Source organism: Oceanispirochaeta crateris (assembly GCF_008329965.1).
Classification (GTDB): Bacteria; Spirochaetota; Spirochaetia; order DSM-2461; family DSM-2461; genus Oceanispirochaeta; species Oceanispirochaeta crateris.
Genome location: NZ_CP036150.1, coordinates 2,295,143 through 2,308,815, shown reverse-complemented (window position 1 = coordinate 2,308,815; position 13,673 = coordinate 2,295,143). Strand labels below are relative to the sequence as shown.

At 44.7% G+C, this 13,673-nt stretch carries 10 protein-coding genes; 7 read left to right on the top strand and 3 right to left on the bottom strand.

All coding sequences use genetic code 11. The features are described 5' to 3' along the window. The first annotated feature begins 5 nt into the window (after positions 1 to 5). A complete protein-coding gene (locus EXM22_RS10420) occupies positions 6 to 1,553 on the top strand; it encodes an SDR family NAD(P)-dependent oxidoreductase (protein WP_168203456.1) in 1,548 nt (515 codons plus the stop codon). 84 nt (positions 1,554 to 1,637) lie between these two features. After that, the gene (locus EXM22_RS10415) at positions 1,638 to 4,445 is read left to right on the top strand and encodes an HD domain-containing phosphohydrolase (protein ID WP_149486456.1); all 2,808 of its coding nucleotides are present in this window, start codon (positions 1,638 to 1,640) and stop codon (positions 4,443 to 4,445) included. Here the strand turns inward: EXM22_RS10415 and EXM22_RS10410 are convergent. Further along, a complete protein-coding gene (locus tag EXM22_RS10410; protein ID WP_149486455.1) occupies positions 4,442 to 6,028 on the bottom strand; it encodes a xylulokinase in 1,587 nt (528 codons plus the stop codon). The two genes, EXM22_RS10415 and EXM22_RS10410, sit on opposite strands and share 4 nt — an antisense overlap. Positions 6,029 to 6,215: 187 nt before the next feature. On the opposite strand from EXM22_RS10410, the gene EXM22_RS10405 reads away from it, so the two are divergent. Together EXM22_RS10405 and EXM22_RS10400 are read left to right on the top strand one after the other, a co-directional pair. Continuing rightward, on the top strand, positions 6,216 to 7,286 hold the full coding sequence (locus tag EXM22_RS10405; RefSeq protein ID WP_149486454.1) for a LacI family DNA-binding transcriptional regulator: 1,071 nt from the start codon (positions 6,216 to 6,218) through the stop codon (positions 7,284 to 7,286). 171 nt (positions 7,287 to 7,457) lie between these two features. After that, positions 7,458 to 7,643 (top strand): hypothetical protein, encoded by a 186-nt coding sequence (locus EXM22_RS10400; protein WP_149486453.1) that lies wholly within the window; start codon positions 7,458 to 7,460, stop codon positions 7,641 to 7,643. Between the two features lie 416 nt (positions 7,644 to 8,059). On the opposite strand, the gene EXM22_RS10395 is transcribed toward EXM22_RS10400, so the two are convergent. Then, entirely contained in the window at positions 8,060 to 9,142 is a 1,083-nt protein-coding gene (locus EXM22_RS10395) for a GntR family transcriptional regulator (RefSeq protein ID WP_149486452.1), read from the bottom strand. A gap of 52 nt (positions 9,143 to 9,194) precedes the next feature. Here EXM22_RS10395 and EXM22_RS10390 point away from each other — a divergent pair, with 52 nt between their 5' ends. Genes EXM22_RS10390 through EXM22_RS10380 form a run of 3 tightly spaced genes read left to right on the top strand, consistent with a single transcriptional unit; the run spans position 9,195 to position 12,662 of the window. After that, entirely contained in the window at positions 9,195 to 10,727 is a 1,533-nt protein-coding gene (locus EXM22_RS10390; RefSeq protein WP_168203455.1) for a sugar ABC transporter ATP-binding protein, read from the top strand. Continuing rightward, positions 10,724 to 11,653, top strand: a complete 930-nt coding sequence (locus EXM22_RS10385; RefSeq protein ID WP_149486450.1) for a sugar ABC transporter substrate-binding protein — start codon at positions 10,724 to 10,726, stop codon at positions 11,651 to 11,653. Before EXM22_RS10390 ends, EXM22_RS10385 begins: the two co-directional genes overlap by 4 nt. Positions 11,654 to 11,669: 16 nt before the next feature. Further along, on the top strand, positions 11,670 to 12,662 hold the full coding sequence (locus EXM22_RS10380) for an ABC transporter permease (RefSeq protein WP_210411455.1): 993 nt from the start codon (positions 11,670 to 11,672) through the stop codon (positions 12,660 to 12,662). 54 nt (positions 12,663 to 12,716) lie between these two features. Here EXM22_RS10380 and EXM22_RS10375 read toward each other — a convergent pair whose 3' ends face one another. Further along, positions 12,717 to 13,673, bottom strand: a complete 957-nt coding sequence (locus EXM22_RS10375; RefSeq protein ID WP_246157007.1) for an ABC transporter permease subunit — start codon at positions 13,671 to 13,673, stop codon at positions 12,717 to 12,719.

Here is a 13,673-nt window from a genome sequence, read left to right as displayed (position 1 = left end):
AGAATGTGAAAACCGGTGTTAAACAATTTTCAGAAGAAGACATAGAGTTGTGCCTGGATGTGCTTTCTCATTTGGCGGCACATCATGATGACTTTGCAAGACTTCCCAAAGAACAGCAGATCCACTTCATGAAATCAGCTGGAATTCTGTCTAAACCTGATATCAATCAGAGAAAGCTGAGGTATAAGACAAAACGCCAGATAAAGCGGCAGCAGATCGTTTTAGAAGAGCGGAAAGCCAGGGCTTCTACGGGAATCCGTCAAGCCAGAGAGTTTGAGGTCTTTACGGCTCCAGCTCAGCTTCTGCTTAGGGACAGCTCCATCGAAAATGATGATACTCTGGAACTTCATTCTCCCAGAAACTGCTATGTCTGTAAGGCCGAATACAAAAAGCTGCATTTTTTTTATGATGCCATGTGTCCTTCCTGTGCGGAGCTGAACTATCAAAAACGATTTCAGAGTGCCGACTTAACAGGACAGGTTGCCCTGATTACGGGTTCTCGTTTGAAAATTGGGTATCAGGCTACCCTGATGATGCTCCGAGCCGGAGCTACTGTGATTGCAACAACCCGTTTTCCCGTTGATTCGGCCCTGCGATATGCGAAAGAAGAGGGCTATAAGGATTGGGGTGACAGGCTTCACATCTATGGTCTGGATCTGAGGCATACGCCCAGTGTGGAGATATTCTGCAGCCATCTGGAAGAAAAATATAGCCGCCTGGATATCCTTATCAACAATGCGGCCCAAACAGTGAGAAGACCTCCCGGATTTTATGCCCACATGATGGAAAATGAATCAAGGTCTTTTCATGATCTGCCTGAGAACACACAGAAGCTACTGGAAAATTTTCAGGTTTGCACAGCAAAACTGGACTCAGTGGACCAATATGATCTGAGCCGGGAAAGCGCATTGCCCGTCTCCTGGCATGGGAAACTCCCGGGAGTCGGCCTCAGAGAATCGGCACGGCTATCCCAAATTCCCTATACCTATGATGATACCCTCTCTACGGAGGCCATTTTTCCCGCAGGGAAGCTGGATGTGGATCTGCAGCAGGTCGATTTGAGAAAAACCAATAGTTGGCGTCTAAAACTTGGAGAGATCCAGACTTCAGAGATGCTTGAAATACAGCTGGTCAATGCGGTGGCCCCCTTTGTGCTCTGCAACAGGCTCATCCCCATGATGAAACGGGATAATACGGGTCAAAAACACATCGTCAATGTTTCTGCTATGGAAGGTAAATTTCATCGCTTTAAAAAAGCCGAACGTCATCCCCATACCAATATGGCAAAGGCTGCATTGAACATGCTGACCCATACTTCAGCCAGAGGGTTGGCCGACTTTGGAATCTATATGAATGCGGTAGATACAGGATGGGTCACTGATGAAGACCCTGTTCAGCTTTCTAAACTGAAAGAAGAGCTACATGATTTTCAGCCGCCACTGGATATTGTTGATGGTGCTGCCAGAGTTTGTGATCCCTTTTTTGACGGTATCAATACTGGAAAACATTGGTGCGGGAAGTTTCTCAAAGATTACTTTCCCATTGATTGGTGATTTTTTGATGATTTCACCATTTGACATACAGGCTTCTTTAAATAATGCTTGACACAACTCTGATAATCATCCGAAGTTTGTATAATGAGTAAAGTCTCCCGCAGATTCAATTTGCTGCTGATCCTGTCTGTCGCTTTATCCGTTTTCATCTCATCCATATCCATTACGGCTTACCTCTTATTTAGTAATGAGCAAGATGGACATGTGAAAGACCAAATACAGCTGAAGGCTCTGAGTGATCACATCCGGATTTTTCTGGATCATGCGATTTCAGTGAATTACCAACTCTCCATTAATCCTGAGATCAAAGACACCATCCTCAATGCCGATGAAAACTGGGAGATAAGGTCTGAGACATACCGAAATCTCTATGATACAGAATCTCCTTTGAGTGACAGCTCTGGTTATCCTTTATTAGGACAGGTTCAGAATCAGTACGATTTTGTAGAACTCTTTTTCATACAGGATCACAATGGGTATCAAACGGCCAGATCCTATGGTGACTTGGGAGAAAGAGAAAACCGTTGGTGGTTTAGAGAAATGGCACTCAATCAGGACTACCGTTCCTTTATTTCCCACTCCTATTTCTCATTGACCGGTGCCAAGCCGGTGGCTTCGATTTTTCATCCTATCTGGGACCAGGGACAGTTCATCGGAATCATGGGGATGAATATCAATTTTCATAAATTTCAGGAGATTGTTGAATCTTCCCTGGTTTTGGAAGATATGTATGCCATTGTTACCGATACGGAAGGCGTGGTGATCGCTCATCCTGATAGTGCAATTCTCTCCGAAATGTTCAATCTTAAAACTATGAAACGTTCCGTCTTGGGGCCTGATGTCTCAGAGCTCAATGGCCAGGGATATTTAAATCATGAGGAATACAACATTGACTGGCCTCAGGAAATCAGTGAAGCCGTTGTAAAAGGCATTGCAGGAGAGACAGGCTATTATGAAAATGTCCAATTTTCTGGGAATGCTCAGAATATTTATTATGCTCCCTTGTCTCTCTCCGGGATCGTAAACAAGAATACCCACTATGCGGTGCTGCTTATTCACAATAGGTCCTCCCTTCTAAGAACTCGGAACATCATTTTCTTTTCTATTTTGTCATTCATCCTTGTTTCCATTGCCCTCCTGTATTTTGTGTTTCGAAATCGATTTCACAAACAGATTATTCATCCTCTGGAGCTGCTCATTGATTCCATGAAATCCGGAGACATGGACCATTTTAAGGAGATTAAACTAGACACGGATGATGAGTTTTGCCTCTTGTCCCAGACCTACAATGAGCTGAGGCGTAATCTTGCAGATGCCAACAAAAACCTGAAGAATAAAGTAGACTTCCTGAAAGAGAGCGAAAGCGGATATAGGGCATTTGCCGAGGTCGGTCTTGCCCTTTCTACAGAAAGGAATGTGAATCGATTAATGGAATTGATTCTGGATGAAGCCGAAAAATTGACAAGGGCTGACGGCGGTACCCTGTATCTTTATAACCCCGAAAAGAACCACCTTGAATTTTCAATTCTACATAATCAGTCCATGGGCATTCGCCAGGGGGGAGTGCGTGGAGATCCCATCGGACTTCCTCCAGTTCCTTTGATCAGGGACGGAAAACCGAATACAGCCAATGTTTCCTCTCATGCCGCTGTGACCGGAAAGGTCATAAATATTTCCAATGTCTATGAAACCGGAGAAAGCTTTGATTTTTCCGGTGTTGTCGAATATGACAAACTGAATAATTATCGCTCTGAATCCATGCTGGTTATTCCCATGAAGAACATGTCCGGAGATTTGATAGGAGTGATTCAACTGATCAACGCCCGGAGTCAGGACCTCTGTGCTGTTCAGCCCTTCTCTGATTTTTCAGAGAAATTGATCATCTCTTTAGCCTCTCAAGCCGCTGTCGCCTTGACCAATGTCCAGCTAGGCAAGAATTTGGAAGAGCTCTTCAATGCCTTTATCCGCAGTATTGCCGCTGCCATTGATGAAAAATCTGCCTATACGGGTGGTCATATCAGGCGTGTAGTTATTTTGACCATGTATATCGCCGCCGAGGTGAACCGTAACCAAATGGGAAAGTACGGACCTGTCCTCTTTAATGAAGAGGAGTTGGAGGAACTGCGACTGGCTGCATGGATGCATGATATCGGCAAGATCACGACCCCTGAAAATGTGATGGATAAAAGGACCAAGCTCGAGAGAATGCAAGATGGTATTGAGATCATTGAAGCCCGGTACAGAATGATGGGGTCCATGGGTTGCAACGAAGCACGGCAGGCAGATTGGGATGAACTGGAAGAAGAGTTTGAATTTTTGAAAAGCTGTAATAGCAGTTCAGAATACTTAAGTGATGAAAACCTGAAGAGACTCAAAGAAATCAGTGGGAAAAGTTATACCTATAAGGATCAATCCTATCCTTATTTGACCGAAAATGAGTTGTACAATCTCTCTATTCGCAAAGGAAATCTGAATCCTGAAGAACGGAAGCAGGTCGAACACCATGCTCAGATGACCTTCCAGATTCTTGAAGAGTTGCCCTTTCCTGGCCATCTGTCCAGGGTGGGGGATTATGCATCCATGCATCATGAAAAGCTTGATGGCTCAGGCTATCCCCGGGGACTCAAAGCCGACCAGATTCCCCTGCAGGCCAGGATCATCACACTAGCCGATATTTTCGAGGCACTCACCGCCATGGATCGTCCTTACCGTGAACCCATGAAACTATCCAAGGCTCTAAAAATCATGAAAGGAATGGTCTCGGAGGGACATTTGGATGAAGATCTGATGGACATCTTTCTACGGAGCGGGAGTTTGACCCGCTATGCTACAGAAGAATTGAATCCGGAACAGGTCGATATGGATCTTCCCATTCCGGATGACCAAGATTAATCCAGGTTTTCTACGGCAGCTCTTTCCAGGGGAAGCCCCTTATGGTAGCGGTCGAAGAAGGAATTAAATCCTTTCACATCTGCGGGGTCTGGTTTTACCGCAACACCCATACTTTCTTTGAAAACATCATTGAGAAATTCAGGGAGGGTCTGTTCTTCTTCTTGAGCCATATAGGAGGCCAGAAGGGCAATGCCCCATGCTCCGCCTTCACCAGCTGTTTCAAGAATAGAAACTGGAGTGTTTGTCGCGGCGGCCATGATTTTCTGTCCCACTTCGGCTGTCTTGAAAAATCCGCCATGTCCTCTTATTTCATCCACCACAACCTTTTCCTCATCTATCAGGATATTCAGGCCCGTTTTCAAAGCACAAAGAGAGGTGAAAAGATGGGTTCTTATGAAATTTGGAAGGGTAAAGTTACTGTCATTCGATCTTGCAAAAAGAGGCCGGCCTTCGCTGAAACCAGTCATATGTTCTCCTGAGATATAGCCGTAAGCCAGAAGACCTCCACAATCCGGATCTGCCTTGAGGGACAGGCCGAGTAGGGTGTCATAGAGGACCGGTACTGATACTTCCGCTCCCAGGGCTTTTGCAGCTTCACCAAAGAGGGATATCCAGGCATCGTAATCGGAGGTACAATTATTGGAGTGGGCCATTCCCACAAGATTGCCGTCTGGAGTAGTGACCAGGTCTATCTCGGGATGAACTTTTGACAGTGCTTTTTCCAGGACCAGCATGGCGAACACAGACGTTCCAGCCGAAACATTTCCGGTTCTGACGGCAACACTGTTGGTGGCAACCATTCCTGTACCCGCATCGCCTTCGGGAGGACAAAGGGGAATTCCTGGTGTCAGTTCTCCGCTGCTATCCAGGAGGAGGGCTCCCTCTTTTGTCAGAGTTCCTGCTTTCTCTCCTGCAACCAGCACCTGGGGCAGTATCTCTTTAAGCTTCCATTTGAATCCCTTTTCTTCTATGAGTGTATCAAAGCTGTTGATGAGGTCGGCATCAAACTCTTTGCTTTTAAGATCAATGGGGAACATTCCAGAGGCTTCGCCGACACCCATCACTTTTTCTCCAGTGAGTTTCCAGTGAATGTATCCTGCCAGTGTTGTCATATAAGCGATTTCAGAGACATGGGATTCATTGTTTAAAATAGCCTGATAGAGATGGGCTATGCTCCATCTTTGGGGTATGTTGTAGTTGAAACGTCCTGTCAGTGCAGCCGAGGCTTCACTGGTGAAATTGTTACGCCATGTCCTGAAGGGGGTGAGCTGTTTGTCCTCTTTATCGAAGACAATATATCCATGCATCATACCGCTGAAACCGAGGCCTTTTACTGTTTTAAGAGTGACTCCGTATTTTGCCATGACATCCTGTTTCAGTTTGGCATAACTGCCCTGAACCCCTGTCCAGACTTCTTCCAGATCATAGGTCCAGACTCCGTCAATAAGAGAGTTTTCCCAGTCATATCCACCGGAGGCAATAGGCTTCCTGTTCGCATCTATGAGGACCGCCTTGATCCTGGTTGAACCCAGCTCGATGCCCAGAACAGCCTGCCCTGATTCAATTTGTTTTTTCAGACCCATTCTATATTCCCCTTTACAACACTATTATTTGGATTTATTATTTGCGTTATCGATAACGCATTTTAGTCCCTGTACTGCCTTCCTGTCAATTGAAATTTCATGCTCCCAGCCGTGAAGATCACCTGCGGAGCCAAATATGAAAGGCGGTTTTTGACAAGTTTACGATATTGTTCTGTGAGGAGGATGAATGCCTACTATCAAAGATATTGCAGATGCAGTGGGTGTTTCCATAGGAACTGTAGACAGGATCATTCATAAGCGAGGCCGTTTCTCAGATAAGACAGCCGAAAAAGTCAGGCAGGCCATGGAAGAGCTTCACTATATTCCCAATATCCATGCCAGGGGTCTGAAGAAAACGAAGAGCCATAGTTTTGCTGCCATGATTCCTCATCTGGCCCAAGACGGCGGTTACTGGCAGCTCGTTGCAGAGGGCATAGAAAAGGCGGCTCAGGAGCTTGGCTCTTACGGCAGCACAGTTCAATTATTCACATTTGACAGGTATTCTTCAGAATCATGTTTGGCTATCCTAAAAGATGTACTGGCCTCTCATGTTGACGGGCTCCTTATCGCCGCCGTCCGGCCGGATGATTTGAAGCCTTTTTTGAGGGATCTGACAATCCCTTACTTGTTCATCGACTCGGATATTCCAGAATTAACCAGGACTCTTTCCTATATCGGACAGGACTCTTATCAAAGCGGCGCCCTTTCGGGAAAGCTCATGAGTCTGCTTCTCAATCACTCCCCTCAAGGAGAATCTGGTCAATCTATATTGCTTATTGAGCCGCCTGGAAGCAATCCACACCTAGCCAAGAGGATAGATGGATTCCGTCAGTTTATGCAGGAGAACCGGAGGGATACGCTTCTTTTGAATATGAAGGAAGATGTGGATGATGAGGCAAGTTTTCATTCCTGTCTGGATGAGTTTTTCAGGGGAGTCCAGTTTCCTCCCAGCGGAATTTTCGTAGCCAACTCATCGGTTTATTACGTAGCCTCCTTTCTTGAAAAACGAGGGGAGTCTTACTGTCGTATTCCCTTGATTGGGTACGACCTAATTCCCGGTAGAGAGGGCTATGTTGAGAAGGGCATCATCGATTTCATTCTGACCCAGCAACCCGAAGATCAGGGGTATAAGGGGGTCATGTCCCTCTATGATTCCCAGGTCCTCAAAAAGTCAATTCAAAGAGTAGTCATTACGCCCCTGAATATTATTACGAAAGAAAATTTGCATACTTTTGAGCATTACACAAGGAATTCCTGAATCGCAGAGGGTATTATGAGTTATATGAAAGAATTGAAGAAGAACTACTATGAAGTTAATATGTTGATCCTCGCTAGAAATCTTACTATTTGTATTTTTGGTAATTTGAGTGCCCTTGATAGTAAAAGTTGAATATTTGCAATAAAGATAATTGGGGCTTATTCTTCGTAAATGAAAGGTGAAGATACACTGACGCAGGAGTGCAACCACATTGAAGAAATTTCTAAATATTTGAGATATCAGGATGGGGACTCCGCAAAAATTATAAAGAAAGAGGCTATAAAAAATCCTGGAGAAATCAAGGATTTTTGTATCAGTGATAGTTCTACTTCCTCCTGCGGTGGTGTCATGCTGTAGATGAATACATACTAGAATCTAAACCCGTTGCTGGTCGATTATCAGGAATAGGTCACTTCTGCCTTCTGATCAATGATGAAAAGACTTTTGTTTCTAGGAAAACACCTACCTAGGTTGCCTGTGGTATTGGTTCTCTTGAAACTTTAAGCGGATCTGTCTTTAACCATAGGAGTCTTGATTTTTACCGGGGAACTAATCATACGGGATACAGTAAAAATAATGCAACTGAAATACTTATAGATTATGAAGAGCTATGCAGAATGGAAGCCCTTGTTATTGATGATAGGACTGAATTTAGCTCATTTAAGAGTGAGAGAAAATTGAATGATTTATCTAATACATAATGGAGGATTTTCCGGAGGAATGTGATTTATATCTATTTTTTCAAGATTGTCTTAAACTTGGGATTTTATTGTTTAGCAGAGAGTTGATTCTCGTTCAAGAAACTGACCATCAATCAACATCTTCCGTGGTGTAGATCCTGGTTTCCTGAGACGCAGCCGCATCAGGTCTACCGCCATTCTTCCAATTTCTTCCATATTGATAGCCAAAGAGGAGAGAGAGACTTTCAGGTGTTTGGCAAAGCGGGTATTTCCGAGACCGGCAACCTGAATGGTTCCTGGAATACTAATTTCTCTGTCCAGAAGTTCTGTCATAAAATCAGCAGCCAGAGAGTCAGAGGTACAGAACAGGGCATCTGTACCGGAGCCGATGATTTCATCTGTTTTTATATCAAGCTTGTCACTTCGGTTCATTTGATATGTCCTTACCTGGAGGGAGGATTCCCGGGCGGCTTCTTCAAAACCTTTGATGAGGAGTGAGCTTATAAGAGGACTTTCCTCTTCCCAGCAGATGGCAGGATGTACACTCCCATTTGAAATAAGAGAACATCCGACCCGGTAACCCATAGCATAGCTGTCCATCCCGCAGAAATCATAGGGTGTGTTACGGGAAAAGGAATACAGGTTTTGATAGATGATGAGAACTGGAATGCCTGCATTCTCAAAAAGGCTGATCATTTTCTCATAGGTTTCTGTGGGTATGTCTGAAGCGGGATACAGAAAAATACCTGCTACATTTTGCTTTATATACTTTCGGCAGAATTCAAAAGATTGCTGTATTCGTTCCTCCGAGGTTCCTATCAGAGCTCCCGACCATATGAGGGTATAATCTTCTTCTTCACAGGAACGGGCTATCTGTGAGTATAATGGCTCCAAAATCTGGTTACGGCCTATATCGGGGACAAGAAGAGCCAGGTAACGGTCTTCCTCTCCCTGTGGAGTGTTTTTGACAAAGGTTCCTGCTCCGACTTTTCGTTCTATTAAGCCTTCTTCCTGAAGGTCATTAAGAGCCTTAGCAACAGTGGGTCGGGATATTCCGTACTCTTTGACCAGCATAAATTCAGTGGGAATCTGATCCCCTTTTTTATATACCCCGGTCTGGATTTTTTTATAGAGGTCGTTATAGATGATTCTGTGTTTGGATTCTTTGCTACTCATTGTCAATTAACCTGATTCAACTTATCAATTAATTTGACAAATGCATAGGGGCATGATAATTTCCAGATGGATGAATGTTCTCTTAAAACTCTCTGATATTTGCCGTTCATTTAACTCCGTCCCTGTATTACGCAATATCAATGTGGATTTCCATTCCGGAGAGATACACTCCATTGTGGGTGAGAACGGAGCCGGTAAAACCACTCTTGTACATATTATAAGTGGACTTCTTAAACCTGACAATGGCGAAATTCAGGTAAACGGAAGAACTTGGTCATCCCTCGGTTATCAGACTGCTCTTAAAATGGGGATAGTCATCGTCCGGCAAAACCTGATCCTTCCTGGAAAATCGACTCTGGCAGAGTATATCTTTCTCGGTAGAGAACCCTCCCTCTGGGGGGTTATCGATTATAAGACTATTTACAAGAAATCCGATGAAATACTGAGACGGCTGCAGTTAAGTTTTTCATCCAGTACCAGGGTGGAAGAGCTGAATCTTGCCGAAAAGAGAATGCTTGCCGTAGCGAGAGCAGTGTATCTGCATCCGAAAATCCTGATCCTGGACGAAGCTACGAATCTCTTTTCAACTACCGAAAGTGAGAGGTTTAACCGTCTTATGGGAATTCTAAGAAATGAGGGAATGTGTATCATCCATATTTCCCATAAACTGGATGAGGTTTTGAGAATCTCCGATAGGATCACTGTGCTGCGTGAGGGGGCTCTCATTGTCAGCTCCTTGACAGAAAAGTTAACGAGGGATGATGTTATTTCTCATATGGTAGGCAAAGAATTCACCCAAACATATTATTGGAAGCCTCATTTCTCAGGAGGCGATGAAATTCTGACAGTCCAGGGGTTGGGTAAGAACCGCCGTTTAAAAAATATTTCCTTAAGTCTGAGAGAGGGTGAGGTTCTGGGGCTGGCCGGACTAGTCGGATCGGGTCGAACGACTCTGGGGCGTATCCTTTTTGGTTTGGATAAACCCGATGAAGGAACTATCTTATTGAGGGGAAAATCTGTCTCTATTGATTCCCCCCGGCAGGCTTTGAATCTGGGCATTGGTTACACTTCCGAAGACCGTCATAGTTTTGGTGTCATGGAAGATCAGTCCATGGGGTTCAATCTGACAGTCAATATACTTAAACGGATAAGTCAATTCTTCTATATTCTGAAAAGAAAGGAACGGGCTGCCATATCGAACGCCATGGAATGTTTTCTACTTGGAAAATACAGTCCTGATCAATTGGTCAAGACTCTGAGTGGGGGAACTCAGCAAAAGGTGGCCTTTGCCAGGTGCACAAGTAATCATCCTGATATCCTCATCGTAGATGAACCGGCCAGAGAAGTGGACATTGAAGGCTCGAAGGAGATTTTTTCCATTCTTAATAACCTTGCGGGTCAAAAAACAGCTGTTATTCTGATTTCTTCGGTATTGGGAGATCTGATAAACAATTGTGATAGAATCCTTATTATGAAGTCAGGACAGATTGTAAAGGAACTGAGAAAAACAGAGTTTAATGAGGAGATGATTCTTCATTATGCCATTGATTCCAGAATCTCTAAGAAGGAGGATACCTCGATTTGAAACATTTTCTTCTTATTGTCGTGGTCCTTTTAATGCCTGCATTTTTATCCGGGAAGGGGCAGCAGGAGTTTAAAGGTAGAACCTATGCGGCCACCTTCATGACTCTGAATAACTCATTTTTTGTGGCTCTGAATGATAGTATTAAGGAGCAGTGTGAAAAAAATGGGGACAGATTACTATCCTATAATCCAGATTTAGATCAGGTTCGACAAATTGACCAGATACAGGATATGATCTCATTGGGTGTGGATGCCATTTTTCTGAATCCTGTAGACTGGAAGGGAATCAGACCCGCTCTGGAAGAGGCTACTAAAGCCGGGATTCCGGTTATTGTCATCGATGCTGCCGTATACGATAGTGATCTAGTGATCTCGACTATCTCATCGGATAATTATGGTGCCGGAAAGCTCATCGGATTGGATCTTATCGCCCGCAGAGAGTCAGCCAAAATTGCTATTCTGGATCATCCCACGAATAAACCCTCTATCGACAGACTGAATGGCTTCCTGGATGTTCTTGGTGGGCATCCTGAGTTCAAAGTTGTGGCCACAAGCAGTGCCTTCGGGTCCATTGACGGGGCTGTTCCCAAAATGGAAAATATTCTTCAGACACACAACGACATCAGTGTTGTCTTTTGTACCAATGATCCCACTGCCGTGGGGGCCATCTCGGCTTTGGAAGCCGCTAATCGCAAAAAAAATGTTCTGGTATATGCTATCGATGGTTCTCCTGCAGGGATGGCCATGGTCCGGAATGGAAAAATGATGGGTACCGTGGCCCAGTCTCCCCTGAAAATGGGCAAACTGGCGGTGGAGCAGGCTGAAAGGTATCTGGATCATCAAACAGTTGAAAAAGAAATAATCATTCCAGTGACTTTGATAAACAGCGGTAATATCCGCCAATTCGCTTTTAATAGCTGGAATTGAATTCAGGAGAAAATTATTGAAACCTTTACTGCAGGATTTGGCTGGGAATCCCTGGTCGTTTCAAATCATCACCCATGGGGCACAATCCTATTTTAAACGCTATGGTGCTACTCTTATTGGACTCTTTGTTCTCGGAACAGTCATGACCATCATGAGTCCTGTTTTCCTGACCCCGGGAAATCTGATTAACATCATGAGGCAGGTTTCAACGAATGGTATGTTGGCTATGGCCATGACTTTTGTCATCCTCACCGGAGGGATCGATCTTTCTGTCGGTTCGGTGATGGCCTTTACCGGGACTCTGGCTGCTGGTCTCATTGCCATCTCCGGTCTTGCTGTGCCTCTTGCTGTGGGAATCGCTCTTATAGCGGGAATCCTTATTGGTTCTGTTAATGGGTTGATTATTGCCTCTACAGGAATTGCTCCCTTTATCGCCACCCTGGGGATGATGAATATTGTTCGGGGATTTGCCTATATTTATACAGGCGGTCTGCCTGTGAGGGTCGACCTTGAGTCCTATAACCGCATCGGTCTGGCCTACATGGGGCCTATCCCTTTTCAGATTATTTATCTCGTTATACTTTTTGTTCTTCTGGATCTTATATTAAAACGGACGACCTTCGGTAGGCATGTTTATGCCGTGGGAGACAGTACGGATGCGGCTTATTTTGCCGGTATCAAGGTCCGACGTATCCGTTTTTCTGTTTACGCCCTTTCGGGATTTATAACAGCTTTTACGGGTGTCATTTTATCGGCCCGCCTTTATTCGGGACAGCCATCGGCCGGGCAGGGATTTGAGCTGGATGCGGTGGCGGCTTGTGTTCTTGGCGGTATGAGTATGACCGGTGGAACAGGACGCCTTATGGGGGCCTTGTTGGGTGCCATGGTCATCGGAGTTTTAAACAATGGATTGAATCTGCTTAATATCAATTCATTCTGGCAACTGGTTGTGAAGGGTTTTGTGATTTTGATTGCTGTATATCTGGATGACCTGAAAAAGAGGACCTGATACAGCTGGTAAGAGATTGTCAGCCATCCCTGCTGAAGGGGATGGCTGACAGCTCTAAGATCTCATTTTTGAAACTCTGAACTTATCAATAACAACGGCAATGATGATAACAACACCTCGGATGACCAACTGCCAGAAGTAGGAAATATTCATGATGGTTAGACCATTATTCAGTACCGCAATTATCAGCGCCCCTATAAGGGTTCCGAATATTCCTCCAATACCTCCGGTCATACTGGTTCCTCCCAGGATAACCGCAGCAATGGCATCCAGTTCGTAACCTTGACCGAGTAGCCCGTTCCCGCTGTAAAGCCGGCTGGCCAGCATGACTCCGGCCAAACCTGAAAGCAAACCGCTTAATCCATAGACAATCAGCAGTATTTTCCAGGTTTTAATTCCCGTCAGTTTGGCTGCTTCCTCGTTTCCTCCCACGGCATAAATTCGGATACCCGTGACAGTTCTCTTCAGGAGAAACCAGATAGCCAGAATCACAATCAGAGCAATGGCCGAAAGCCAGGGGAGAGGACCGATGTATTCATTTCCTATCCAGGCAAATCCAAGGTCGTTGTTTATGACCGTTGTGCCATTAGCCAACAAGTAGGCTGCTCCTCTGAAGACTGTCATGCTGCCCAAAGTGACAATAAAGGGCGGCAAACCGACAAAGGAAATCAAAGCTCCATTAATCAGTCCGATCAGAAGACCGAAGAGCAGACCGATGGGCACTGCCAGGGGGGCAAGTGTAGGCATCAGGGATACAGACACTGAAATAACTGCTCCTGAGGCTAGAATTGATCCGACGGACAGGTCTATACCACCTGTGAGAATGACCATTGTCATCCCTGCAGCCAAAACAATATTGATGGAGGCTTGGCGCAGTACATTTGTCATATTATGATTTGTCATAAAGTAGGGATTAAGAAATGAGAACAAAATAAGGATCAGTACCAGTATGGGAAAGATTCCCAGATTCTTCATAAAAGATGTATTCGTTAAAAATTGGGGCTTTTTCAC

What these genes read in the sequence shown, in the direction of transcription:
- EXM22_RS10415 (WP_149486456.1), top strand. Translation starts at nt 1,638, where the DNA reads ATGAGTAAAGTCTCCCGCAGATTCAATTTGCTGCTGATCCTGTCTGTC.
- EXM22_RS10410 (WP_149486455.1), bottom strand. Translation starts at nt 6,028, where the DNA reads ATGGGTCTGAAAAAACAAATTGAATCAGGGCAGGCTGTTCTGGGCATC.
- EXM22_RS10405 (WP_149486454.1), top strand. Translation starts at nt 6,216, where the DNA reads ATGCCTACTATCAAAGATATTGCAGATGCAGTGGGTGTTTCCATAGGA.
- EXM22_RS10400 (WP_149486453.1), top strand. Translation starts at nt 7,458, where the DNA reads ATGAAAGGTGAAGATACACTGACGCAGGAGTGCAACCACATTGAAGAA.
- EXM22_RS10395 (WP_149486452.1), bottom strand. Translation starts at nt 9,142, where the DNA reads ATGAGTAGCAAAGAATCCAAACACAGAATCATCTATAACGACCTCTAT.
- EXM22_RS10390 (WP_168203455.1), top strand. Translation starts at nt 9,195, where the DNA reads ATGATAATTTCCAGATGGATGAATGTTCTCTTAAAACTCTCTGATATT.